We start from the raw sequence: 23,925 nt of genomic DNA on the forward strand, positions 1-23,925 counted from the left end.
ATGCGCAGACCGATCGTCATCAAGCGACCCAAGATCGTGAAGGGCCATCACGGCGGCGGCTGGAAGATTGCCTACGCCGACTTCATGACGGCGATGATGGCCTTCTTCCTGGTGATGTGGGTGATCTCGAATGCCTCTGATGAAGACCTCAGGGAAATCTCCGACTACTTCGGTGCGCCGCTGGAAATCTCGCTGCTGGGCGGTGATCGCAACTCCGCCTCCAGCAGTGCCATTCCCGGTGGGGGATTCATGGCCGAGGAAGTCCAGGGGGAGAAGGGCGCGGATGTCTCGCGCATGCAGCGTCAGGCACTGGCGGAAGAGGCGCGTTTCGCGGATATCCGTGACGAGATCGACAGCATCATGTCGCAGCAGATGCGTGAAGACCCATCGCTTGCTGAGCTGCGCGAGCAGCTGCAGATCGAGCTGACCGCGGAAGGCCTGCGTATCCAGATCACGGACAGTGATCAGCATCCGATGTTTGCCCTCGGCAGCAAGCAGCCCTCGGCACAGCTTTCCCAACTGCTGTCCCTGCTGGCGCCGATTCTGGCGCGCCTGCCCAATCACCTGAGCATCACCGGACACACCGACAATCGTCCCTTTGTCGGTGAGGGAGGCTATGGCAACTGGGAGCTGTCCACTGATCGTGCCAATGTCGCGCGCCGAGTGCTGGTCGCGCATGGGCTGGCGGTCGATCGCATCGTGCGTGTCGTCGGAATGGGGTCACGCATCAGTCTGGACAGCCAGGACCCGCAGGCCGCCGTGAACCGACGCATCAGCCTGATGGTGCTCAGTCACACCGCCTATCGCGAAATCACTGACAGCAACGGGGTCAATCCGCGCCCGGCAGAGAACATCGATAGCCTCAGGGCGCGCCTCGAACAGCTGGCAAGTCCCGAGAGCGCACATGGACATCAGTGAATTTTACGACACCTTCTTCGAGGAGGCGCGGGAGCTGCTGGCGGAGATGGAAAAGCAGCTGCTGGCGCTGGATGTCGAGACCCCGGATGCCGAGCAGCTCAATGCGATCTTTCGTGCTGCCCACTCCATCAAGGGCGGCGCTGCGACCTTCGGTTTCAGCGTATTGCAAGAGACGACCCATCATCTCGAGAACCTGCTTGACCATGCGCGCCGTGGAGAACTTGTGCTGCGGGCAGCGCATATCGATCGCTTCCTGGAGACCAAGGACATGCTGGAAGATCAACTGGAAGCGTATCGCAATGCGCAGACGCCAGATCCGGAGGCCTATGCGCACATCGTCAGTGTGCTCAAGCAACTGGCCGAGGAGGGACGGCGTGCCACGGATGTCCCGCAGGAGCACGGGTCGATTCGGGTGGGGGTCGACAAGGTGGATACCATCATCAATCTGGTGGGCGAGCTGATCATCACGCAGTCGATGCTCGAACAGACAGCCTGCGCCAGCTCGCCACTGGATCACGCGGCGCTGGTCAGTGGCATCAGCCAGCTGCAACGCAATGCGCGTGATCTGCAGGAGGCGGTCATGTCCGTGCGCATGATGCCGATGGATTATGTCTTCTCGCGTTTCCCGCGGCTGATCCGTGACCTTGCCGGACGACTCGGCAAGCAGGTCGAGCTGGTCAGTCATGGCCATGACACCGAGCTGGACAAGAGTCTGATCGAGCGGATCATCGACCCGCTGACCCATCTGGTGCGCAACAGTCTCGATCATGGCATTGAATTGCCTGACGTTCGCCAGGCTCAGGGCAAGTCCGCCCAAGGTACCCTGACGCTATCGGCGCGCCACCAGGGCGGCAACATCGTCATCGAGGTCATGGACGATGGCGCCGGGCTGGATCGCGCGCGCATTCTGGCCAAGGCACGCAGCCACGGGATGGCGGTGGATGACGGCTTGAGCGATGACGAGGTCTGGCAGCTGATCTTCGCGCCGGGCTTCTCCACCGCACAGCAGGTCAGTGATGTCTCCGGGCGGGGCGTGGGGATGGATGTGGTCAAGCGCAACATCCAGGCGATGGGTGGGCATGTCGAGCTTGCGTCGCGCAAGGGCAGCGGCACCACGACGCGGATCGTGCTCCCGCTGACGTTGGCGATTCTGGAAGGCATGGCCATTCGCGCCGGCGAGGAGATCTATATTCTGCCGCTGTCCGCGGTGGTGGAATCCCTGCAGCCGACGAGTGACATGCTGTTCAGCATGGTGGGAAGTGACCGGCTGCTCAAGGTGCGCGAAGAGTATCTCGGCCTGGTGGCCTTGTATGAGGTTTTCGACGTGCCGGGTGCCAGAACACGGCCTGAAGAGGGCATCGTGGTCGTGGTGCAAGGCAAGGGTCGCCAATATGCCTTGCTGGTCGATGAGCTGATCGGGCAGCAACAGGTCGTGGTCAAGAATCTGGAGAAGAACTATCGCAAGGTGCCTGGCGTGTCCTCGGCGACCATTCTGGGAGATGGGCGTGTGTCCCTGATCCTGGATGTCCATGACCTGCATCGGCTCGTGACGCCATCGTCACTGACAGGATATCAGCATGACGAGCACACGGTTTTCGAGCACCCAGCACTCAGATGTCGGTCTGGCGCAGGATCACGCCAGTAGCGCCAGTGACGGCGGCCAGTATCTGGTGTTCAGCCTTGGCGAGGAGCATTACGCCGTCGATATCCTCAAGGTCCAGGAGATCCGCGGTTACGAGAATGTCACGCGTATCGCCAATGCGCCGGCCTTCATCAAGGGCGTGACCAATCTGCGTGGTGTCATCGTACCGATCGTCGATCTGCGTCTGAAATTCAATCTCGGGGCAGCCGAGTACACCGCACAGACTGTCGTGATCGTGATCAACCTCGGGGCGCGTGTGGTGGGCATCGTCGTGGATGGTGTCTCGGACGTGATCAGCCTCGCGGCAGACCAGCTGCTGCCGCCGCCTGAATTCGGAGCACGCCTGAAAAGTGACTTCCTTGCAGGGCTGGCGACGGTCAATGAACACATGCTGTTGATCATGGACATCGAACGCATGATGACCAGCGAGGAAATGGCCTTGATGGACCCTGAGGCCGAGGGCAATGAAGGGACATGCGAAACAATCAGCCGGTGACTGCCAGGGAATATCCCATTGGCGAGCATGATTATCTGATTTCCAGAACGGATCTTCAGGGGCGAATTACCTACGCCAACTCGGTGTTCATCGAGGTCAGTGGTTTCACGCGCGATGAGTTGATCGGCGCGCCGCACAATCTGGTGCGGCACCCGCAAATGCCCGAGGCGGCCTTCGAGAATCTCTGGTCCACCCTGAAGAGTGGCAAGAACTGGCAGGGGCTGGTCAAGAACCGACGCAAGGATGGCGACTTCTATTGGGTGGATGCCTGCGTCACGCCGTTGATGGAAAACGGCGAGGTGATGGGGTTTGCCTCGGTACGGGTCAAGGCCAGCCGTGAGCAGATCGAGCGTGCCGAGCGTGTCTATCGGGCCATGGAGGCGGGTGAGGGTGGCTATCGCCTGTTGCGCGGACAGATCATCAGCACCGGTGTGTCGGGCATCTTCCGGCGATTTGCACGGTGGCGACTGGCACGCCGTATCGCGTCACTGGTGTTGCTGCCGGTCGGGGCGAGCCTCGTGTTGGGCATTTCAGCGCTGGAACTGCTGGAATCGAGTCAGCTGGGGGTTCATACCTATCAGCGCCTGGTACGCCCTCTGAGACGCACGCTGGATTTCGCACGCCAGGTGGCGGCCGGCAACCTATCCCAATCGATGGTGCTGGAGGGCAGTGATGAGGTGGCACGGCTGGTCCAGTCACTGGACAGCATGCGCAAGTCGCTGGTGGGGATCGTCAGTGAGGTCAATGCCGGGATCAGTATCGTGCGACCGGCCGCGACGGATATCAGCCACGGCAATCAGGATTTCTCGTCCCGCGTCGAACAGCAGGCCGCTTCGCTTGAGGAAACGGCTGCCAGCATGGAGCAGATGACCGGCACGGTCCGCCAGAACGCCGACAATGCCAGCCAGGCATCGCGTCTGGCCGACCAGACCACCCGTGCCTCCCGCGAGGGGGACGAGGCGATGCAGGCCGTGGTCGAACGCATGCAAGGCATCACCGCCACTTCGCGGCAGATGGCTGACATCATCAAGGTCATCGATTCGATCGCCTTCCAGACCAACCTGCTGGCACTCAATGCCTCGGTGGAAGCGGCGAGAGCCGGAGAACATGGGCGCGGATTCGCCGTCGTGGCCGGTGAGGTGCGCAACCTTGCCTCACGCAGTGCCGAGGCGGCTCGTCAGATCAAGTCGCTGATCGACACGACTCAACGCGAGATTCATGCAGGCGGCACCCGTGTCGATGAGGCACGTGCCACCATGGTGGACATCGTGGCGGGCATTTCGCGCGTCAATGATCTGATCGCCGAAATCTCCGCGGCCTCGCGGGAACAATCCGGCGGGATCGAGCAGATCAACATGGCCATCAACGAGATGGAGCAGGCGACACAGCAGAACGCCCAGCGCGTTCAGAGCAGCGCCCATCTCGCGCAGGACCTGGAGGGCTCGGTGGCCGGGCTGTCGCATGCCGTCAACGTGTTTCGCTTCGGTGGCGAAGGGCCTGAGCGCGTGCCAGCGCGCTCGCCCTTGCGCGTGATCTGGAGATGACGGAAGACGATTTTGCCCGGATCGCGCGTCTGATCTATCAGCGAGCGGGCATCGTGCTGGCGCGTCACAAGCGCGAGATGGTCTACAGCCGGCTGTCTCGCCGTCTGCGGCTGCATGGGCTCACCCGTTTCAGCGATTATCTGGCGATGCTGGAAGGCGGTCGCGCGTCCGGAGCCAAGGATGAATGGCCAGCCTTCATCAACGCGCTGACGACCAATCTCACCGCCTTTTTCCGCGAGCCTCATCACTTCACCCTGCTGAGTCATTTCCTCGAGCAACGCCTGCAGGCGCGAGGGGGCAAGTTGCGCATCTGGTGTGCGGCGGCCTCCACGGGCGAAGAGCCCTATTCGATCGCGATGGTACTGCGTGAGGTGCTCGGCGCTGCGGCGGACCAGGTGGAGCTGATCGCCACGGATATCGACACCGATGCCCTCAACGAGGCCGAAGCCGGGGTCTATCCCCTCGAGCGCATCGCCAAGCTGGGGGATGAGCGCTGCAAGCGCTTCTTGCTGCGCGGCAGCGGTCGCCGAGAGGGGCTGGTCCGAGTCAAACCCGAGATTCGACGTCTGGTGCGTTATCGCCAGCTGAATCTGCTTGATGCTCAGTGGGGGCTGGGCAATGGATTTGACGCGATCTTCTGTCGCAACGTCATGATCTATTTCGACAAGGCGACGCAATCGCGCCTGCTGGATCGCTTTGCCTTGATGCTCAAGCCGGATGGACTGCTGTTCGCCGGCCATTCCGAGAACTTCTCCTGGCTCAATGACGCCTTCACGCTGCGCGGCCAGACCGTCTATACCCTGTCGATTCGTGTGCTGTGTGTCGACGATTCCGCACTGATCCGCGAGCTGATGAGCGAGATCATCAATGCGCAGCCAGACATGGAGGTGATCGCCAGTGCGCCGGACCCGCTGGTGGCCAGAGACCTGATCAAGCGTCACGACCCGGATGTCCTGACCCTGGATGTGGAAATGCCGCGCATGGACGGTCTCGAGTTTCTGGAGCGCCTGATGCGCCTGCGGCCGATGCCGGTCGTGATGGTCTCGTCGCTGACCGAACGCGGTGGCGAAATCACCCTGCGTGCCCTGGAGCTCGGAGCCGTGGATTTCGTGTCCAAGCCGCGCCTGGGGATTCGGGGTGGCATGCTGGAATATGCCGATGTGATCGCCGACAAGATTCGTGCCGCAGCCCAGGCTCGGGTCCGCCCCATGGTCGTCCGCTGCTTTCAAGCGAGAAGCTGATCGTGCTGGGTGCCTCGACGGGCGGCACCGAGGCCATCCGTGCCGTGCTGGAACCGCTGCCCGCCGATGCACCGGCGGTTCTGATCACTCAGCACATGCCGCCGGGGTTCACGCGTTCCTTTGCCCAGCGCCTCGATGGCCTCTGCCGCATTGCCGTCAAGGAGGCGGAGCACGGAGAGCGCGTGCTGCCCGGGCATGCCTACATCGCCCCCGGTGATTCCCATATGACGCTCGCGCGCAGTGGCGCCAACTATGTGATCGCGCTGGATCAGCGTCCGCCGGTCAATCGTCATCGTCCTTCGGTGGACGTGCTGTTCGAGTCGGTGGCACGGGTAGCCGGACGCAATGCGCAGGGCGTGATACTCACGGGCATGGGCCGTGATGGCGCTCAAGGACTGCTGCTGATGCGTCAGGCAGGGGCACATACCCTCGCGCAGGATGAGCAGAGTTGCGTGGTCTACGGCATGCCTCGTGAGGCAGATGCGCTGGGTGCGGCGGAGGTGGTGCTGCCTCTGACGCGAATCAGTGCCCACCTCCTGGCCCAGACCCAGCTTTCGGGGCGCTCGCAGCGTGTCTGAGCCAGAGAGTCTGACCACTGATGGCTGACACATCCCTGCGTATTCTCGTCGTCGACGATTTTCCCACCATGCGTCGCATCGTGCGCAATCTGCTCAAGGAGCTGGGGTTCACCAATGTAGAGGAAGCCGAAGATGGTCAGCAGGCGCTGGAAGCCTTGCGCCAGGGAAGCTATGGGCTGGTGATCTCGGATTGGAACATGCCGAATCTGGATGGCCTGCAGATGCTCAGGCAGATCCGCGCCAGTGAGGCATTGGCCAGCTTGCCCGTGCTGATGGTGACGGCAGAAGCCAAGAAGGAAAACATCATCGCTGCCGCCCAGGCGGGGGCCAGTGGTTATGTGGTCAAGCCGTTCACGGCAGCGGTGCTGGAAGAGAAACTGGCCAAGGTCTTCGAGAAGCACGGCCTCTAGACGACTGTGCCCGCATGTTGCGTGACAACATGCGGGAATTGGGTCTGGACCGTGAGATAGAACGTGCGGCGGAGGCCATCCCCGATGCACGGGATCGCCTCAATTACGTGGCCAGCACCACGGAAAAGGCCGCGGATCGTGCGCTGAACGCCTGCGAACGTGCCCAGCCACTGCAGGATGCCCTGGCGAGTCATGCCCAGGGGCTGAGCTCTCGCTGGGATGCCTGGTATGCGCAACCCGTGGCGCTGGATCAAGCGCGCGAGCTGGTGGTGGATACCCGCGCCTATCTGTCTGCGGTCCCCGAGCAGGCTGCGGCCACCAATGCGCAATTGCTCGAGATCATGATGGCTCAGGACTTTCAGGATCTGACCGGGCAGGTGATCAAGCGCATGATGGACGTGATTCAACAGATCGAACAGCAGCTGCTGCAGCTGTTGATCGACAACTCTCCCGAGGCGCATGCCCGTACGGCAGTGGAGCGGCAGGTGTCCGACGAGCAGAGCAGTGACGACAAGACGGAAGAGGCGACACCTCACCGTCTGCAGAAGGCCCGCGAGGAAGGGCAGGTGCCACGCTCGCGCGAGCTGGCGACCTTCCTGTTGCTGGGCGGTGGCGCCGGCGCGTTGTGGCTGTATGCCGGTGTGCTGGGCGATACCCTGGAGCGCATCCTGGGCCAGGCTTTCGGTTTCGATCGCACGCTGGCACTGGATAGTCGCGTCATGCTCGCCAATGCCTTGATGCTGGGGCAGGAGGCCTTGATCGCCCTGTTGCCGTTGTTTGCGTTGCTGGTCATGCTGGCGCTTGTCGGGCCTATTCTGCTGGGTGGCTGGATGTTCTCCACCAAGTCGCTGGCTCCCTCGCTTGGCAAACTCAATCCGATCAAGGGCATCGGGCGGATGTTCTCGAGTCAGGCCCTGGCCGAACTGGCCAAGACGATTGCCAAGTCGCTGCTGGTCGGTGGGGTGGTGGTGCTGTATCTGCATGCGCAGCGCCAGGAGTTGATGGCCTTGATGCTGATGCCGCTGGACAACGCGTTGGCGGATGCCTTGACGCTCGTGGCGCGATGCACGGCGCTGGCGGTCGTGATGCTGATCGTGCCGACCCTGATGGACGTCCCCTATCAGCTATGGAGTCATGCCAAGAAGCTGCGCATGAGTCTCGAAGAGATCAAGCGTGAGCACAAGGAGACGGATGGCGACCCTCAGGTCAAGGCGCGCATTCGTCAGCAGCAGCAGGCAATGGCGCGGGCACGCATGATGACGGAGGTGCCGCGAGCGGACGTCATCGTCACCAATCCGACCCATTTCGCGGTGGCGTTGGTCTATCGCGAGTCGGACATGCGCGCGCCACGCGTGGTGGCCAAGGGACGTGATCAGGTAGCGCTGCGCATTCGCGAGCTCGGGGAGGCGCATGCCGTGCCGGTCCTGAATGCTCCGCCATTGGCGCGTGCCCTGCATGTCCACGTCGAGCTCGAGCAGGAAATCCCCCTTGCCCTCTATCAGGTGATCGCCGAGGTGCTCGCCTGGGCCATGCGCTTGAAGCGCGCCCGAGACCACGGGGGGCTTCGGCCGCGTGATCCCGAGGGCCTCGAGGTGCCGCAGGACCTGCAGGTCCCGCCAGAGGCGCAAGCGTCTTCACCGCCAGACGAGCCGTTTGCATGAATGCTCTCTTGTCATTGCTGGATCGCATGGGTCTCGGCACGCCAGGTCAGATGAAGGTGCTGGCGGGGCCCATGCTGATCATGATGATCCTCTCGATGATGGTGCTGCCGCTGGCGCCCTTCATTCTGGATCTGCTGTTCACCTTCAACATCGCGCTGTCGATCATGATCCTGATGGTCAGCATGTTCGCTCAGAAGCCGCTGGATTTCTCGGCATTTCCCGCCGTGCTGCTGTTCTCGACCCTGTTGCGGCTCTCGCTCAACGTGGCCTCGACACGCGTCGTGCTGCTTGAGGGACACAACGGCGGAGACGCTGCCGGCAAGGTCATCGAAGCCTTCGGACAGTTCCTGGTCGGCGGCAACTTTGCCGTGGGGCTGGTGGTGTTCTCGATTCTGGTGATCATCAACTTCATGGTCATCACCAAGGGCGCGGGGCGTATCGCCGAGGTCGGCGCGCGCTTCACGCTGGATGCGATGCCCGGCAAGCAGATGGCGATCGATGCCGATCTCAATGCCGGCCTCATCGGTGAGGACCAGGCGCGTGAGCGGCGTCGCGAAGTGGCCGAGGAATCCGACTTCTTCGGTTCGATGGACGGCGCGAGCAAGTTCGTGCGCGGTGATGCCGTGGCGGGGCTCGTGATCATGGTGGTCAACATCATCGGTGGCTTGATCATCGGTGTCGGCCAGCATGGGCTGAGCATGGATGAGGCAGCCCGCACTTACACGCTGCTGACCATCGGTGATGGTCTGGTGGCCCAGATTCCCTCGCTGGTGATCTCCACCGCGGCCGGGGTCATGGTCTCGCGGGTCAACACCAATGAGGATGTTGGCCAGCAGATGATCGGCCAGCTGTTCATGAGTTCTCAGGTACTGTGGCTGGCAGCCGGTGTGATGGGGCTGTTGGGGCTGGTTCCCGGCATGCCCAATCTGGTGTTCATCTTCTTCACCGTGATGCTGGGAGCGCTGGCCTGGTGGGCTGGGCGACGTGAACGCCAGGAAGGCGAGGCATCAGCGCAGGAGCAGGCGCCTGCGCCAGCCGCGGCGGTTCAGGAGGTCAGTGAGGCCAGCTGGGATGATGTGCGGCTGGTGGAGCCGCTGGCGATGGAAGTCGGCCATCGGCTGATCGCCATGGTGGATGTGCGCCAGGGCGGTGAGCTGCTGTCGCGCATCAAGGGAGTGCGTCGCAAGTACGCCCAGGATATCGGTTTCCTGCCGCCGGTGGTGCATATCCGCGACAACCTCGAACTTGGGCCGAATCACTATGTCATCAGCCTCAAGGGCGCCGAGGTCGGCCGGGGCGAGGCGTATCCGGGGCGTTGGCTGGCGATCAATCCCGGCAAGGTCTCGGGCAAGTTGCCGGGCGTGGCCACCACCGAGCCGGCCTTCGGGTTGGCTGCGGTCTGGATCGAGCCGGACACCCGAGAGCAGGCCCAGGTCTACGGCTATACCGTGGTGGATACCGCCACGGTGATCACCACGCACCTCAATCATCTGATGTCACGCCATGCCTCGCAGCTGCTGGGCCGCAGTGAAGTCAGCAAGTTGCTGGAAAAGCTCGGGCCGCAGGACGGGGGGCTGGTGGAGGAAGTCGTGCCGGCGCTGGTCAGCCAGGGCACCTTGCAGCGCATTCTGCACACCCTGCTCGATGAGGAGGTGTCCATTCGCGATCTGCGCAGCATTCTGGAGGCACTGGCCGAGCACGCACCCCGCACCCAGGACCCGGCAGAGCTGACGGCCATGGTGCGGGTGGCGCTGGGACGTGCGATTACCCAGTACTGGTTCGGCGCGGAACGTGTGCTGCGGGTGATCGGTCTCGAGGCTCAGCTGGAACAGGTGTTGATGCAGGCGCTGGGCAACGGCAACGCCCTGGAGCCCGGACTTGCCGATACGCTGATGCAACATGCCGAGAGTGCCGTGACGGCTCAGGATGCGCAGGGAGATCCCTGCGTGCTGGTGGTGGGGCATTCCCTGCGCCCGCTGCTCTCGCGGTTCCTGCGTCGACGTTTCAAGCATCTGGCAGTGCTGTCTCAGGCGGAAATCCCCGACGACAGAGAGTTGCGCGTCACGCGGATGATCGGCGGGCGTGCCGCCTGATCACGCCGAGACGTTCAGCCGTGCAGGCGCAGCGCCGGGGCGGCCATCGGCACCATAGTGACCGGGTGCCCGCTCATGCAGGCTGTCGAGAATCCGACTGTGCAGCGCCATGCGCTGGCGGATCAGATCCCCGCTCAGGCGATTGCGCGCCTGGGCGCGGCGAGTGAGGGTGACCAGTTGCCACCACGTTTGCGCCAGCAGCGGCTGTCCGGCCAGTGCCGTCTGCAGTTCCAGCGGGTCATTGGAGAGACCTGACTGCGCAAGCCAGTCACGTCGGCGAGTTTCCAGCGCCTCAAGTCGGCCGGCGTTGGCCAGCTTGGCCTGGCGTATCTCATCCAGTGCGCTGGTCTGGGGCTGGCGTTGTCCCAACAGTCGCTGTTCCTGCTCCAGCAGGGCGATGAAGTGCTTCAGCTCATGCTCGAGGCCATGAAAGATCGCCTCGAGCTCAAGGGGGGAAGCGGTCGTGAGGGTCATGCGTCACCCTCGAAGGCGTCGATCAGACCCTGAGCGATGCGATCGACATCGATCTTGATGCTGCCATCGGCGATGGCCTGCTTGAGGCTGTCCACGCGTGCCTGGTCGATATCCTGTCCGGCATCGATGCTGCTGCTCGACAACTCGACCTGGGTGGAGTCGCCGGGGGGTGACGTCAAGGGGCGACCAGACGCTGACCGATCACTCGAGCGCGCACCCAGTGGCCGGGCGAAAGCTCGATGCGGATGCGGTCATCCAGCGCACCGGACTCCAGAGCCCGCGCACTGCGCTGCATGCTGAAGCCCTTGCCATCCACCTGATAGGTCAGCGTATCCCCGAAGTTCACCAGCGGGATGGCTTGCACACTACTGTCGCGGATGACGTCCCCCGCTCGCAAGCGGCGGCGTGTGGAAAATCCTGCCAGTTGCCCGGCTTGCGCGAAACCCTCGCCGCGCAGCTTGCCAAGTGCCGTCAGCCGCGGGCGCAGCATCTGTGCGGTCAGGGGGGTTCCGCTTGCCAGTGCTCGGGCGGCGCTCATGCGCCAGTCAAAGCGTTCCAGGCGCAGACTCAGCAGGTGTTGTTGGCCATCGGGACATGCCAGTTGCAGGCGCTTGAGGCCCGGTGACAGGCGGTCATGGCCATCTGGATAGGCGCTGAGCGTCGCCGGCATGCAGTCAGCCAGGCGTGCCGGAAGACGTCGAACTTCCAGTTGCACGCCCGGCTTGTCGGGCGGGCGATTGTATGACGCCCACCGATCGGGCATTACCAGAAATAGCCCCGATAAAGGGGCTTGTTCCTACCTTCATCCTCGCGCCGGCTGACTATTCTCATTCCTGCTTCCATGTTTGATCGACTTGATGCCCTCATGAGTTTTCATCAGCAGGCGCTGGGCCTGCGCGCCGAGCGTCAGCAGGTGCTGGCGAGCAATATCGCCAATGCCGATACCCCGGGCTATCAGGCGCGGGATTTTGACTTTTCCTCGGCGCTCGCCAAGGCGACGTCCGCCAGCGCGGGCGCGCCTGCGGCCCTTTCCCTGGCTACGCCGCGGGCCGGGCATCAGGCGGCGCAGGGAGCCGCAACGCTGGCCGGCGTCGAGCTCATGTACCGGGTGCCCACCCAGCCGAGTCTGGATGGCAATACCGTGGACATGGACGTCGAGCGCGTCAGTTTCGCCGACAACAGCCTGCATTACGAAGCCAGTCTTGAGCTGCTGACCGGCAAGATCCAGGGCCTGCGTCTGGCCATGCAATCGGAGAACAGCTGATGCCTGATTTCAGTCTCTTCCATGTCGCTGGTTCCGCGATGGCGGCGCAATCCCAGCGACTCAATGCCATCGCCAGCAACATGGCGAATGCCGACAGCGTCGCCGGGCCCGACGGCAAGCCCTATCAGGCCCGCCAGGTGGTCTTTGAATATGCACCGCTTGCCCGTCAGGCCAATGCGCCGGCATGGGCGGTGTTCAGGTCAGCTCGGTGGCGTTGAGTGATGCGCCGGCACGCAAGGAATATCGTCCTGATCACCCGCTGGCGGACGAGCAGGGCTACGTCAGTTTCTCCAACGTGGACCCGATCGCCGAGATGGTCGACATGATCGCCGCCTCCAAATCCTATGAAGCCAACGTCGAGGTCTTCAATACCTCCAAGTCGTTGCTGCGCAAGACACTGACGCTGGGTGAGTGAGCCCCACCACCCCCTCGAGCGCGGCTGCCAGCGCCGTGTCTGCCAGCGGCACCGAGGAGCTCAATGATCAGTTCATGACGTTGCTGGTGGCACAGATGCAGAACCAGGACCCGATGGACCCGGTCTCGAATTCCGATCTCACGGCACAGTTGGCTCAGATCAGCACGGTCAGCGGGATCGAGGAGCTCAACACGACCCTGGAGAGCATCACCACCCAGATTTCCAGCAGCGAGGCCCTGCAGGCCGCCAGCCTGATCGACAAGGGCGTGCTGGTCGCTGGCGATGCCGTGCTGGTGGGCAATGCCACCTCCACGCCCTTCGGGATCGAGCTTGAAGGAGCGGTGGATGATGCCAGGGTCGAGGTGCTCGCCGCGGATGGCAGCGTGGTCAAGACCTTCGAACTCGGGGCGCTGGACGCCGGCATCCATGGCTTCGTCTGGGATGGTCTGCTGGAGGATGGCAGTCAGGCCGGGGATGGCGCCTACCAGCTGGCGGTGAGTGCCGAGCGTGGCGGTGAGCCCTACAGCGACTTGCAGACACTGAGTTATGGCGTGGTCAGTGGCGTCAATCAATCCGAGAGCGGGGCTCAGCTGGACCTTGGTCCGCAGCTTGGGGTGGTGGAACTTGCGGCCGTGCGTCAGGTGCTCTGAGCTCATGCGCCGGCGCGGGAGGCGAGTCGTTGAGCCCTCGACACGCGCCGCTGGAAAGAGGCTGCGGCCACCCCGAGTATCACGATGCTGCTCGGGATCTCATTCACATAGCGAGACAAGGGACAGATCATGGCGTTTTCACAGGCATTGAGCGGCTTGAGTGCTGCCGCGACCAATCTGGATGTGATCGGCAACAACATCGCCAACTCGGAAACGGTGGGCTTCAAGTCATCCGAGACCCAGTTCGCGGACCTCTACGCCAGCTCTCAGGCGGCGGGTATCGGGGTGCAGGTCGCCACCATTTCCCAGGATTTCTCGACAGGGTCCCTGGAAACCACCGGGCGTGATCTGGACCTGGCGATCTCCGGAGAAGGCTTTTTGCGCTTTGCCGACAGTACCGGTCAGGTCGTCTATTCGCGCAATGGCCAGCTCAACATCGATGCCGACGGTTTCATCGTCAATGCACAGGGCGCTCAGTTGACGGGCTATGCGGGCGAGCGAGTCACCGGGGAGCCGGTCGTGCTGCAGGTGCCGACGGCGCCGCTGGCCGCCAGCGCCACCCAGGACAATCTGGCCAACAGCATCTTCGGCGCGCAGGTTTCCATCAATCTGGACGCCGAGGCCGAGGCCGCCTCCACCACCTTCGATCCCATGGACCCCGCCAGTTATGACTACGCCTCGGCGATGACGGTGTATGACAGCCTGGGCGGCGAGCATGTGGTGACCTCCTTCTATACCAAGACCGGCAACAACACCTGGGATGTCCAGCATGTGATGGATTTCGCGGGCAAGTCGGCCGACTACCAGTCACAGGTGAATGCCGGCAGCACGGCGCCGACGGGATTACACCCCCACGGCCATGACCTATGCCCTCTCCAATGGGGCGCAGGATCTGAACTTCAGCATCGATCTCTCCGGCAGCACCCAGTACGCCAATGACTATGAAGTCACCTCGCTGTCCCAGAATGGCTATACCTCGGGCAGCCTGGTGGGGGTGTCCTTCGAGGATGATGGCCGGGTCATCGGCAGCTATTCCAACGAGCTCAAGCAGACGCTGGGTACCATCGCGCTGGCCAATTTCGCCAATGATCAGGGGCTGAGGCCCAATGGCGACAATGGTTGGCTGGCGACGGCGGAATCCGGTGAGCCGCTGGTGGGCGTGCCGGGGGAGGGTGTCTTCGGCGATGTCGTGTCCGGCGCGGTGGAAGCCTCCAATGTCGATCTGACCACGGAGCTGGTGGATCTGATCGTCGCTCAGCGCAATTACCAGTCCAATGCCCAGACCATCCAGGTCCAGGATGAAGTCCAGCAGACCGTGATCAACCTGCGTTGATCCGCGCTGAAGGGTGATGTGTCGCGACACGGTGTGGTGGCGGCACCTGGCCACTGACCTGATGGACAGGATGCTCTACACCGCCATGAGCGGTGCCCAGCGAAGTCTGGCGGCGCAGGATGTCGCCGGGCATAACCTGGCCAATGTCTCCACCACGGGCTTTCGCGAGATGCTGACCCTGTCACGCGCCGTGGATGTCCAGGGCGAGGGCCTGCCGACGCGGGTGTCCAGCCAGCTGACCACCTCTGGGGCCTCCATGGCACAGGGCACGATCCAGTCCACCGGACGTGCGCTGGATGTCGCCCTCGACGGCCCGGGGATGCTGGTCGTGCAGGGCGCGGATGGCGAGGAACGCTACACCCGCAACGGCGCCCTGCAGATCGACGCCGACGGCATGCTGACATCGGGTGGCTTGCCGGTGATGGGCGATGGCGGGCCGATCGCGCTGCCGCTCAATGCCATCGTTCACATCGCCGCGGATGGTGGCGTGAGCGCTCGTTCGGCGGCGGATGCACCGGACACCATGGTGCTGCAGGCACAGCTCAAGCTGGTCAACCCCGAGAGCGTGCCCGGTGGGCTGCCGCTGGAGCGTGGGGCGGACGGCTATTTTCGCCAGCCGCTGACCGCCGAGGGGGTGCCGGCCGCGCCATTGGTGGCGGACCCCGAGGTGCGTGTCGTCTCGGGAGCGCTGGAAGGCAGCAATGTCTCGGCGACCGACGCCATGGTCGCCATGATCAACAATGCCCGCGGTTTCGAGATGCAGATGAAAGGCATCGAGACCGCGGAGCGCATGGCCGAGCGGGGCAATAGCCTGCTCGGTCTCGACTGACACCGAAGCCTGATTGCGGAGCCCATCAGATGATTCGTGCCCTATGGACGGCCAAGAGCGGCCTTGAAGCTCAGCAGATGCAGATGGACGTGACCGCCAACAATCTGGCCAACGTCTCGACCAATGGTTTCAAGCGTTCGCGCGCGGTATTTGAAGACCTGCTCTATCAGAATCTTCGCCAACCGGGCGCGGCTTCATCCGCCACCACGGAGCTGCCCTCGGGCCTGCAGGTGGGGACAGGGGTGCGAACCGTGGCCACCGAGCGCCTGCATATCCAGGGCAATCTGGAACAGACGGAAAATTCCAAGGACGTCGCCATCAACGGGCAGGGCTTCTTTGCGGTGATGCTGCCGGATGGTACCAGCGCCTATACCCGCGATGGGTCCTTCCAGCTCGACAGTACTGGCCAGCTGGTGACGGCCAGTGGCTATCCGCTGGACCCGGCGATCGTCATCCCGGCCAATGCGCTGAGCGTGGATATCGCCTCGGATGGCGTGGTCAGTGTCACCCAGCCGGGCGCGACCAACAGTACCGAAGTCGGGCAGCTGCAGCTTTCCACCTTCATCAATCCTGCTGGCCTCTTCAGTCGTGGGGAGAATCTCTATTCCGAGACGGACGCCTCTGGGCCGCGCAGCGACAGCGTGCCCGGCTTCAATGGGGCTGGCACGCTCTATCAAGGCTTCGTCGAGACCTCCAACGTCAACGTGGTGGAAGAGATGGTGGGCATGATCCAGAACCAGCGTGCCTACGAGATCAACTCCAAGGCCGTGACCACCACCGATCAGATGCTCGAGCGTCTGGTCCAGATGTAAGGGTCCTGGCATGTCGCTTTCGCGTGATCTTGCTGGGCGCGATGCTGCTGGGGGCTGGCTGCGCCTATGTCCCAAGCGAGCCGCTGGTGGACACCACGCCGCTGGAATCCACGCTGCAGCCGCGTCCCCAGCCAATGGCCAATGGCGCCATCTTCCAGCCGCTTTATGGCAATCAGCCGCTGTTCGAGGACCGACGCCCGCGTGCCATCGGCGACATCATCACCATTCTGCTGGATGAGAACGTCAGTGCCAGCAAGAGCTCGGCCAGCAACGCGAGTCGCGATGGCAGCGTCGGCTTCTCGCTGAGCGCCATTCCCGACTTCATGACTGGCTTGCTGGATGGTACCGATGCCGATATCGAGGGCGACAACGACTTCACCGGCAGCGGTGGCTCGAATGCCAACAACAGTTTCACCGGCACCATCACCGTGACGGTCAGTCAGGTGCAGCCCAACGGCAATCTCGAGGTGCGTGGCGAGAAGCGCATCGCGATCAATCAGGGCACCGAGTCGATCCGCTTTTCAGGGGTCGTGAACCCGCGCACGATTTCCTCGGCCAATACCGTGCAGTCCACCCAGGTGGCCAGCGCACGCATCGAATACGTGGGCGACGGCTATATCAATGAGGCCCAGAACATGGGCTGGATGCAGCGCTTCTTCCTGAATCTGGCACCGTTCTGATGCTGCTGACCGGCCTGCTGTTCTCCCTGGAGTCGGTGCAGGCCGACCGCATCAAGGATCTCGCGCAGGTACGTGGCGTTCGCGACAACCCGTTGGTCGGCTATGGCCTGGTCGTGGGACTCGATGGCAGTGGTGACCAGACCACCCAGGCCCCCTTCACCGGGCAGAGTCTGACCAACATGCTCTCCCAGCTGGGGGTGACGGTTCCGTCGGGCACCAACATGCAGCTCAAGAACGTGGCTGCGGTGATGGTGACCGCCAGCCTGCCGGCCTTCGCCAGTTCCGGTCAGCCCATCGATGTCGTGGTGTCCTCGCTTGGCAATGCCAAGAGCCTGCGTGGCGGCACCTTGCTGCTGACGCCGCTCAAGGGGGTGGACGGCCAGGTCTACGCGCTGGCGCAGGGCAATCTGATCATCGGGGGCGCCGGGGCCCAGGCGGGTGGCTCAAGCGTTCAGGTCAATCAGCTCACGGCAGGGCGCATTCCTGGCGGGGCGACGGTGGAGCGCGGTGTGCCCACCCGACTCGGCGATGAGAATGGCGTGATTCATCTGGATCTGTTCGAGGGCGATTTCAATCATGCCCAGAACGTCGCCACTGCGATCAATCGACACTTCGGTGGCTCGCTGGCCTCGCCGTTGAGCAATCGGGACATCGTGATTCAGGCGCCACGCGACATCAGCCAGCGGGTCGGTTTCATCGCCGGGCTGGAAAATATCGAGGTGTCACTGGGCGTGCCGCGTGCACGTGTGGTGGTCAATGCCCGTACCGGCTCGGTGGTGATGAATTCCGAGGTGCGCCTGGCGCGTGCCGCCGTCACCCACGGCAACCTCTCGGTGGTGATCGATGCCAATCCCGTCATCAGCCAGCCCAATCCGTTGGCGGGTGGGCAGACGGCCGTGGTCAACGACCCCGATATCAGCGTGAACCAGCAGGGCGGTGCGCTGCGCATGGTCGAGGGGACGGCCAGCCTTGCCGAGGTGGTCGACGCTCTCAATGCCCTGGGGGCCACCCCGCAGGATCTGGTCTCGATTCTCGAGGCGCTCAAGGCAGCCGGCGCGCTGCGTGCTGATCTCGAGGTGATCTGATGGGGCTGTCCACGAGCAATGCCGGCGTGGATGCCGGGCGTCTGGCCTTCGATACCCAGGGACTTGCGAGTCTCAAGGGGGCGGCCACGAGTGGCGGAGAGCGGCAACAGCAGGCTCTTGAGGAGAGCGCCCGTCAATTTGAAGCCTTGATGCTCAACATGATGCTCAAGCAGATGCGCTCGGCGACCGAAAGCTCAGCGCTGACCGGCTCCCAGCAGCAGGAGATGATGACCGCGATGCTGGATCAGCAGCTCTCACAGCAGCTGGCCAGTGTCGGGGAGGGGGTGGGGCTTTCGCGGATCCTGATTCAGCAACTGTCCTCCCGGGCAGGCACGGCTGATGTGTCGATGCTCAACGCGCACCAGCGTCAGCAACCCGACAACGTCCAGCGGTTCGTGGCGGAGTTTGCGCCAGCGGCGCGCGCAGCCAGTCGTGAAAGCGGCTTGCCGGCTGAGTTGATCCTGGCGCAGGCCGCACTCGAGACCGGCTGGGGCGAGCGACGCATCCACACCGAGGACGGCCAGGACAGCCACAACCTGTTCGGGATCAAGGCCGGCAGTGGCTGGCAGGGGGACAGCACCACGGTACTGACCACGGAATATCGTGAGGGACGTCGGCTGCAGCTGGAAGACAGCTTCCGGGTCTATCCGGATCAGGCCAGTGCGCTGCGTGACCACGCCGCGTTGCTGAGCGGGGCCGAGCGCTATGCCCATGTCACCCGGTCACCGGATGCGCAAAGCGCCGCGCGTGCCCTGCAGTCGGCAGGCTATGCCACCGACCCTCACTATGCCGACAAGCTGATCTCGATCATGCAACGTGTCGGCCCGCTGGATGCCAGCGGTGATCGCGAGCTTTCATCGCCTCGCCTGGCGTCACGTGACGTGCTGCCCATCTTCCTACTGTCTTCTTCATTCGCTTCAGGTAAACGTCATGGCCAGCAGCATGTTGAGTATCGGTGTCAGTGGTCTGCAGGCCGCCCAGACCGCGCTTGCCACCAACAGCAACAACATCGCCAACGTCTATACGCCGGGTTATAGCCGCGAGACGGTGGAACTGAGTGGCGGGCCGGGGGCCAGCCCGGTCTCTGGCGTCAGCGTGTCTTCCATCAGTCGCCAGACGGATGCGTATCTCTCGGCGCAGCTGGATTCGGCGCTGAGCGCCAGCGCGGCGCTGGAAACCCGTGAGGCCAATCTCAGCCAGATCGACAATCTGCTGGCGGATGAAGAGGCTGGCTTGGCGCCTCTGATGCAGCAGTTCTTCGCTGCCATCGAGGGTGTCGCCAGCCAGCCGGGCGACCCTGCCGCCCGCGAGAGCATGTTGGGCACGGCGGAGAGCCTGGCCGGGCAACTCAATGCCTTCGCGGGGTATCTCGATGAGATGGATGCCGGTGTCAATGCGCGAATCGGCGATGTGGTCGGCGACATCAACAACGCCACCACCCAGATCGCCTCGCTGAACGAGCAGATTTCCATGACGCGTGCGCGCACCGGAGAAGAGCCGCTGGGGCTGCTGGATCAGCGTGATCAGGCGGTCACCGAGTTGCAATCGCTGGTGGGTGTCGACGTGCAGGAGCAGGGCGGGCGCTTGAGCATCAGCCTTGGCAACGGTCAGCTGCTGGTCAATGGCAGCGACAGCCATGATCTTGTCGCGGTGGTGGACCCTCAGGATGCCAGTCGGGTGGTGGTCAATTACAGCGCGGCCCCGGGAATGCCGATGAGTCTCGAAGAGGGCCAGCTTGAGGGCGGCACGCTGGGCGGGTTGCTGGGATTTCGTGAGGAGAGTCTGGCGCCGGCCCAGAATCAGTTGGGGCAACTGGCGGCGGGTCTGGCATTGGCCTTCAATGCCCAGCATGGCGACGGGATCGATGCCAATGGTGACGCCGGCGGCGACTTCTTCACGCTCGGCACGCCGGAGGTCCTGCCCGCCAGCGGCAACACCCTCGATGCAGCACTTGAGGTCGAGTTCGCCCCTGCGACCCTGAAGGAGGGTGAGGACTTCTACAGTGTCGCCCTGACCGGTGATGACTATCGCCTGAGCCTGGAGGGCGGGGAATACCGGCTCGAGAATCTGGGCAATGGCACAGTGGAGAGTCTGAGTCCGGACAGCGAAGGCCTGATGCAACATGAGGGTCTGATCCTCTCGGCCACCAACATGGCGGACGGTGACAGCTTCACCATCCAGCCGACACGCCAGATTGCGCCGACGTTTGGGGTCGCGATCAATGACGGCGCTGACATCGCGGCGGGCGAGAGCAGCGGCAGCCTCGACAACCGCAATATCCTGGCGTTGCAGCAGTTGCAGAGCAGCGACGCGCTGGGCAGTGCCGGCAGCTTCAATGACCAATACGCCTCGCTGGTCAGCCAGGTCGGTAATCAGACTCGGCTGGTGCAGGTCAATCTGGAGGCGCAACAGAGCCTGACCGAGCAGCTGACGGCCGCCGAGCAGTCGGTGTCAGGGGTCAACCTCGATGAGGAAGCCGCGGACCTGATTCGCTATCAGCAGTTCTACCAGGCCAACGCTCAGGTCATCCAGACCGCGGCGACGGTGCTGGATACCCTCCTGAACATCCGCTAACGAGGTCGTGATGCGCATCAGTACCCAAACCCTCTATGCCCAGGGCGTCAATTCGATGCTGGAGCAGCAGGCCGCGTTCTCGAAGGTGTCCGAGCAGCTCGCCAGCGGCAAGCGCGTGGTCAATCCCTCGGATGACCCCAGTGCCGCCAGTCAGGCAGTGACGATCTCGCAGGCACAGGCCGTCAATGAGCAGTTCGCGGACAGTCGGACCACGGCGCGCAACACCTTGTCCCTCGAGGAAAGTACGCTCAATCAGGTCACCGATACCATCACGCGTGTCCAGAGCCTGATCGTCCAGGCAGGCAATGGCACCCTCAGTGACAGCGATCGCGACGCGCTGGCCACCGAGATCGAAGGCAGCCGTGACGTGCTGCTGGGGCTGGCCAACAGCACCGATGGCAATGGCAACTATCTGTTCGGTGGCCTGCAGGGGGATACGGCGCCCTTCGCTGAGGACGGCACCTATCGCGGAGATGACCAGCAGCGCCAGCAGCGCGTCGACAGCTCGCGCCTGATGGAGGTCAATCACACCGGCAGCCAGATCTTCGCTGGCGTGGCATCCGGCAGCCAGTCGTTGGCGATCCAGACCAGCAGCCGCGAGTCGTCATTGCCGATCACCTTCAAGGGGCCGGAGCTGATCGATTCGAGCGCGCGTGTCGATGGCGCTTCCTACACCATCGACATCGATGCGACTGGCGTCACGATCACCGATGCCGACGGTGCGGATGTCACGATGCTGGATGGTGATGGCGACCCGCTGGCATCACCGGTGGCGTTCCGCGATGGCATGACGCTTGCGTTCAATGGCCTTTCGATGACGCTGTCCGGTGATGAGCAACAGGTGCTTGAGGCTCAGGCGTCCGGCAAGGCAACGCAGCTGGTGGTCGAGGAGGGAGAGGCCAGCGCCGAGGTCTTCGCCAATCTGGACAGCCTCATCACGGCACTGGCGACGCCCATCGAGACCGACGAGGATCAAGCCGCGTTCGACAATGCCATCGCGAGCGCCAGTCGCCAGTTCCGCAACAGTCTCGACAACGTGCTGACCGTACGCGCCGATGTCGGCACCAAGCTCAATGAACTGGACGCTCTCGATCTCATCGGTGATGACCGCGAAATCAATTATGCCGCCACACGCTCTGACCTGATCGACCTGGATTACAATGCCGCGATCTCTGATTATTCACTGGCTCAGGTCGGGCTGCAGGCCTCCCAGCAGGCCTTTTCCGAGATCTCCCCAGCCCTGCATGTACGGCCTGCAGGGCGCTCAACGCCTGACGGAACAGCAGCGACAGCCAATCCGTCATGCCGGGCATCATCAGCCACAGCATGGCGATGCCCAGCAGCAGGGTGAGCGGAAAGCCGATGGAGAAGACGGATAGCTGCGGCGCCGAGCGGTTCAGTACGCCCATGGCCAGATTGATGGCCAGCAGCGATGCCACCAGTGGCAATGCCAGCAGCAGGCCTGCGCTGAACAGGCTGGCGCTCCAGAGCAGCAGGTTTTCCAGTCCCGGTGACCCCAGCCTAGCGAGATCCAGCGGGATGTCATGAAAATGTCCCACTAGAATTTCCAGCACCAGCAGATGGCCGTTGAAGGCCAGAAACAGCAGCATCGCGAGCATGCCCAGCAGACGCGACAGCACCTGGGTGTTGGTGCCGGTGTCCTCGGAGAAGAAGCTGGCGAAGGCCAGCCCCATCTGCAGACCGATGAATTCCCCCGCCGCCTCGACGATGGCGAAGGTGATGCGCATCACCAGACCCAGTGCCATGCCGACCGCCATCTGCAGTGCCAGTTGCCACACGGCCACCAGCCCCAGCATGTCCGGTGCCGGTGGGCTGTCGATCAATGGCGCGATGATCACGGCCAGGCCGAACGCCATCAGCAGTCGCACCGGGGTCGGCAGACTCCGGTGCCCGAAGATCGGCGCGATCAGCATGAAGCCTGACAGGGCCTAGCCGATCAACTGCGGAAAGCCCGTGAAGACGCTGCGCGTGAAGTCGAGCAGCGTCTCCAGAAGCCAGGGGCCCGCCGCGACCAGCACCGCGAAGACGCCGAGAATCTTGGGGATGAAGGACAGTGTCATCTCGTTGATCTGCGTGGCGGCCTGGAACAGGCTGACCACGAGCCCGATCACCAGCGCGCTGGCCAGCAGCGGGCTTGCCACCAGTAGCGTGATGTACATGGCATGTGAGGCCAGACTGGTGATGACGTCAGGTGTCATGCTCAGTAGAAACTGTCGGCCAGTGACCCCAGCAAAAGCTGCCAGCCATCGACCAGCACGAACAGCATCAGCTTGAAGGGCAGCGAGATGGTGGCAGGCGGTACCATCATCATCCCCAGCGCCATCAGGACGCTGGCCACCACCAGGTCGATGATCAGGAAGGGCACGAACAGCGTGAAGCCGATCTGGAAGGCCGTCTTCAGTTCGCTGGTCACGAAGGCCGGCAACAGGACACGCCAAGGCACCTCCTGTGGTCCCTGTATCTCATCGAGTTCTGCCAGGCGCGCGAACAGCGCGATGTCAGGCTCACGCACCTGGCCGAGCATGAACTCCCGCAGCGGCACGCCGCCGCGTTCGATGGCTTCCTGAAGGCCGATCTGCTGGCTGTCGTAAGGCTGCCAGGCCTCGTCATGGATGCGCTCGATGACGGGCGACATGATGAAGAAGGTCAGAAACAGCGCGATGCCGACCAGAACCTGATTGGGGGGAGCCGACTGGGTACCGATGGCCGTGCGCAGCAGCCCCAGCACGATGATGATGCGAGTGAAGGCGCTCATCATCAGCAGTGCCGCCGGCAACATCGCCAGCCCGCTCAACAGGATCAATGTCTGGACATTGAGCGACCACTGCTCGCCACCGTTGGGCAATGGCTGGCTGGTCAGCCCCGTCAGGACATCGGCGTGGGTCGGCAGACTGGTCACAGAGACAGCCTCAGCGGTTGAGCTTCTGTACCCGCTCATTGGGAGTGATGATTTCCGTGATGCGGATACCGTACTTGTCCTCGACCACGACGACCTCGCCCTGGGCGATCAGATAACCATTGATCAGGATGTCCATCGGCTCACCGGCCAGGCCATCCAGCTCGATCACCGAGCCCTGGGAAAGCTCCAGCAGCTGCTTGATGGTCAATCGGGTGCGTCCGAGCTCCACGGTCATCTTGACCGGGATGTCCATGATCATGTCCAGCTCACGCGGCCTCGTCTCCCCTCCAGAGCCATCCAGCGGCT

General features: G+C 63.2%; 25 protein-coding genes and 4 pseudogenes. 22 read left to right on the top strand and 7 right to left on the bottom strand.

All coding sequences use genetic code 11. The features are described 5' to 3' along the window. From motB to flhA, 9 genes and pseudogenes are all read left to right on the top strand, one after another. Window positions 1–918 (top strand): flagellar motor protein MotB, encoded by a 918-nt coding sequence (motB, locus tag CU110_RS07705; protein WP_164850311.1) that lies wholly within the window; start codon window positions 1–3, stop codon window positions 916–918. After that, the gene (locus tag CU110_RS07710) at window positions 905–2,563 is read left to right on the top strand and encodes a chemotaxis protein CheW (protein WP_127735317.1); all 1,659 of its coding nucleotides are present in this window, start codon (window positions 905–907) and stop codon (window positions 2,561–2,563) included. Before motB ends, CU110_RS07710 begins: the two co-directional genes overlap by 14 nt. Beyond that, entirely contained in the window at window positions 2,496–3,056 is a 561-nt protein-coding gene (locus CU110_RS07715; RefSeq protein WP_127735319.1) for a chemotaxis protein CheW, read from the top strand. The genes CU110_RS07710 and CU110_RS07715 overlap by 68 nt, the downstream gene beginning before the upstream one ends. Further along, on the top strand, window positions 3,035–4,600 hold the full coding sequence (locus tag CU110_RS07720) for a PAS domain-containing methyl-accepting chemotaxis protein (RefSeq protein ID WP_127735322.1): 1,566 nt from the start codon (window positions 3,035–3,037) through the stop codon (window positions 4,598–4,600). Before CU110_RS07715 ends, CU110_RS07720 begins: the two co-directional genes overlap by 22 nt. Beyond that, window positions 4,597–5,337, top strand: a pseudogene (locus tag CU110_RS16830) (CheR family methyltransferase); the annotation flags it as partial. The gene CU110_RS07720 and the pseudogene CU110_RS16830, both read left to right, overlap by 4 nt. 114 nt (window positions 5,338–5,451) lie before the next feature. Then, window positions 5,452–6,419 (top strand): annotated as a pseudogene (locus tag CU110_RS16120) (chemotaxis response regulator protein-glutamate methylesterase). A 20-nt stretch (window positions 6,420–6,439) separates the two neighbouring features. Continuing rightward, window positions 6,440–6,829, top strand: coding sequence for a chemotaxis response regulator CheY (gene cheY / locus CU110_RS07730; RefSeq protein WP_077376199.1), 390 nt, complete (start codon window positions 6,440–6,442; stop codon window positions 6,827–6,829). Between the two features lie 14 nt (window positions 6,830–6,843). Further along, window positions 6,844–8,490 carry a flagellar biosynthesis protein FlhB gene (gene flhB / locus CU110_RS07735; protein ID WP_127735325.1) on the top strand — a complete coding sequence of 549 codons (1,647 nt, stop codon included), beginning with the start codon at window positions 6,844–6,846 and terminating at the stop codon, window positions 8,488–8,490. Beyond that, the gene (gene flhA / locus CU110_RS07740; protein ID WP_077376204.1) at window positions 8,487–10,583 is read left to right on the top strand and encodes a flagellar biosynthesis protein FlhA; all 2,097 of its coding nucleotides are present in this window, start codon (window positions 8,487–8,489) and stop codon (window positions 10,581–10,583) included. Before flhB ends, flhA begins: the two co-directional genes overlap by 4 nt. Here the strand turns inward: flhA and CU110_RS07745 are convergent, their stop codons facing one another. Genes CU110_RS07745 through flgA form a run of 3 tightly spaced genes read right to left on the bottom strand, consistent with a single transcriptional unit; the run spans window position 10,584 to window position 11,772 of the window. Next, the gene (locus CU110_RS07745) at window positions 10,584–11,057 is read right to left on the bottom strand and encodes a flagellar protein FlgN (RefSeq protein ID WP_084208630.1); all 474 of its coding nucleotides are present in this window, start codon (window positions 11,055–11,057) and stop codon (window positions 10,584–10,586) included. It abuts the gene before it with no gap. Beyond that, window positions 11,054–11,236 (bottom strand): flagellar biosynthesis anti-sigma factor FlgM, encoded by a 183-nt coding sequence (gene flgM / locus CU110_RS07750; protein ID WP_164850312.1) that lies wholly within the window; start codon window positions 11,234–11,236, stop codon window positions 11,054–11,056. The genes CU110_RS07745 and flgM overlap by 4 nt, the downstream gene beginning before the upstream one ends. Further along, on the bottom strand, window positions 11,233–11,772 hold the full coding sequence (gene flgA / locus CU110_RS07755) for a flagellar basal body P-ring formation chaperone FlgA (protein WP_164850313.1): 540 nt from the start codon (window positions 11,770–11,772) through the stop codon (window positions 11,233–11,235). Before flgA ends, flgM begins: the two co-directional genes overlap by 4 nt. A gap of 150 nt (window positions 11,773–11,922) precedes the next feature. On the opposite strand from flgA, the gene flgB reads away from it, so the two are divergent. From flgB to flgL, 13 genes are all read left to right on the top strand, one after another. Continuing rightward, window positions 11,923–12,321 (top strand): flagellar basal body rod protein FlgB, encoded by a 399-nt coding sequence (gene flgB / locus CU110_RS07760; protein WP_346427115.1) that lies wholly within the window; start codon window positions 11,923–11,925, stop codon window positions 12,319–12,321. Further along, the gene (locus tag CU110_RS16840; protein WP_240665313.1) at window positions 12,321–12,539 is read left to right on the top strand and encodes a flagellar basal body protein; all 219 of its coding nucleotides are present in this window, start codon (window positions 12,321–12,323) and stop codon (window positions 12,537–12,539) included. The genes flgB and CU110_RS16840 overlap by 1 nt, the downstream gene beginning before the upstream one ends. Next, window positions 12,506–12,736 (top strand): flagellar basal body rod C-terminal domain-containing protein, encoded by a 231-nt coding sequence (locus CU110_RS16845; protein WP_240665314.1) that lies wholly within the window; start codon window positions 12,506–12,508, stop codon window positions 12,734–12,736. Before CU110_RS16840 ends, CU110_RS16845 begins: the two co-directional genes overlap by 34 nt. After that, window positions 12,733–13,386 carry a flagellar hook assembly protein FlgD gene (locus CU110_RS07770; RefSeq protein WP_127735334.1) on the top strand — a complete coding sequence of 218 codons (654 nt, stop codon included), beginning with the start codon at window positions 12,733–12,735 and terminating at the stop codon, window positions 13,384–13,386. The genes CU110_RS16845 and CU110_RS07770 overlap by 4 nt, the downstream gene beginning before the upstream one ends. A 129-nt stretch (window positions 13,387–13,515) precedes the next feature. Next, complete coding sequence (locus tag CU110_RS07775; RefSeq protein ID WP_276317848.1) at window positions 13,516–14,325, top strand: flagellar hook-basal body complex protein; 810 nt, start codon at window positions 13,516–13,518, stop codon at window positions 14,323–14,325. Continuing rightward, the gene (locus CU110_RS17615; protein WP_276317849.1) at window positions 14,246–14,719 is read left to right on the top strand and encodes a flagellar hook-basal body complex protein; all 474 of its coding nucleotides are present in this window, start codon (window positions 14,246–14,248) and stop codon (window positions 14,717–14,719) included. Before CU110_RS07775 ends, CU110_RS17615 begins: the two co-directional genes overlap by 80 nt. A 16-nt stretch (window positions 14,720–14,735) precedes the next feature. After that, a complete protein-coding gene (locus CU110_RS07780) occupies window positions 14,736–15,548 on the top strand; it encodes a flagellar basal body rod protein FlgF (RefSeq protein WP_346427116.1) in 813 nt (270 codons plus the stop codon). A 29-nt stretch (window positions 15,549–15,577) separates the two neighbouring features. Next, window positions 15,578–16,360, top strand: a complete 783-nt coding sequence (flgG, locus tag CU110_RS07785) for a flagellar basal-body rod protein FlgG (RefSeq protein ID WP_077376232.1) — start codon at window positions 15,578–15,580, stop codon at window positions 16,358–16,360. A 41-nt stretch (window positions 16,361–16,401) separates the two neighbouring features. Then, a complete protein-coding gene (locus CU110_RS07790) occupies window positions 16,402–17,040 on the top strand; it encodes a flagellar basal body L-ring protein FlgH (protein WP_127736814.1) in 639 nt (212 codons plus the stop codon). Continuing rightward, window positions 17,040–18,125, top strand: a complete 1,086-nt coding sequence (locus tag CU110_RS07795) for a flagellar basal body P-ring protein FlgI (protein ID WP_127735337.1) — start codon at window positions 17,040–17,042, stop codon at window positions 18,123–18,125. The genes CU110_RS07790 and CU110_RS07795 overlap by 1 nt, the downstream gene beginning before the upstream one ends. Beyond that, window positions 18,125–19,162, top strand: coding sequence for a flagellar assembly peptidoglycan hydrolase FlgJ (gene flgJ, locus CU110_RS07800; protein WP_127735340.1), 1,038 nt, complete (start codon window positions 18,125–18,127; stop codon window positions 19,160–19,162). Before CU110_RS07795 ends, flgJ begins: the two co-directional genes overlap by 1 nt. Further along, window positions 19,056–20,699 carry a flagellar hook-associated protein FlgK gene (gene flgK / locus CU110_RS07805; RefSeq protein ID WP_084208638.1) on the top strand — a complete coding sequence of 548 codons (1,644 nt, stop codon included), beginning with the start codon at window positions 19,056–19,058 and terminating at the stop codon, window positions 20,697–20,699. The genes flgJ and flgK overlap by 107 nt, the downstream gene beginning before the upstream one ends. A 10-nt stretch (window positions 20,700–20,709) precedes the next feature. Continuing rightward, window positions 20,710–22,050 (top strand): flagellar hook-associated protein FlgL, encoded by a 1,341-nt coding sequence (gene flgL / locus CU110_RS07810; protein WP_127735344.1) that lies wholly within the window; start codon window positions 20,710–20,712, stop codon window positions 22,048–22,050. On the opposite strand, the pseudogene fliR reads toward flgL, so the two are convergent. From fliR to fliN, 4 genes and pseudogenes are all read right to left on the bottom strand, one after another. Next, a pseudogene (gene fliR, locus CU110_RS16850) lies at window positions 22,010–22,633 on the bottom strand (flagellar biosynthetic protein FliR); the annotation flags it as partial. The gene flgL and the pseudogene fliR sit on opposite strands and share 41 nt — an antisense overlap. 15 nt (window positions 22,634–22,648) lie before the next feature. Beyond that, on the bottom strand, window positions 22,649–22,918 hold the full coding sequence (gene fliQ, locus CU110_RS07820) for a flagellar biosynthesis protein FliQ (protein ID WP_077376253.1): 270 nt from the start codon (window positions 22,916–22,918) through the stop codon (window positions 22,649–22,651). Between the two features lie 2 nt (window positions 22,919–22,920). Further along, window positions 22,921–23,658: a flagellar type III secretion system pore protein FliP gene (gene fliP, locus CU110_RS07825; protein ID WP_127735350.1), complete on the bottom strand. Its 738-nt coding sequence runs from the start codon at window positions 23,656–23,658 to the stop codon at window positions 22,921–22,923. After that, window positions 23,630–23,890, bottom strand: a pseudogene (gene fliN / locus CU110_RS07830) (flagellar motor switch protein FliN); the annotation flags it as partial. The gene fliP and the pseudogene fliN, both read right to left, overlap by 29 nt. Window positions 23,891–23,925: the final 35 nt, after the last annotated feature.

It is taken from the genome of Cobetia sp. ICG0124 (genome assembly GCF_004006355.1).
In the GTDB taxonomy this organism is placed as follows: domain Bacteria; phylum Pseudomonadota; class Gammaproteobacteria; order Pseudomonadales; family Halomonadaceae; genus Cobetia; species Cobetia marina.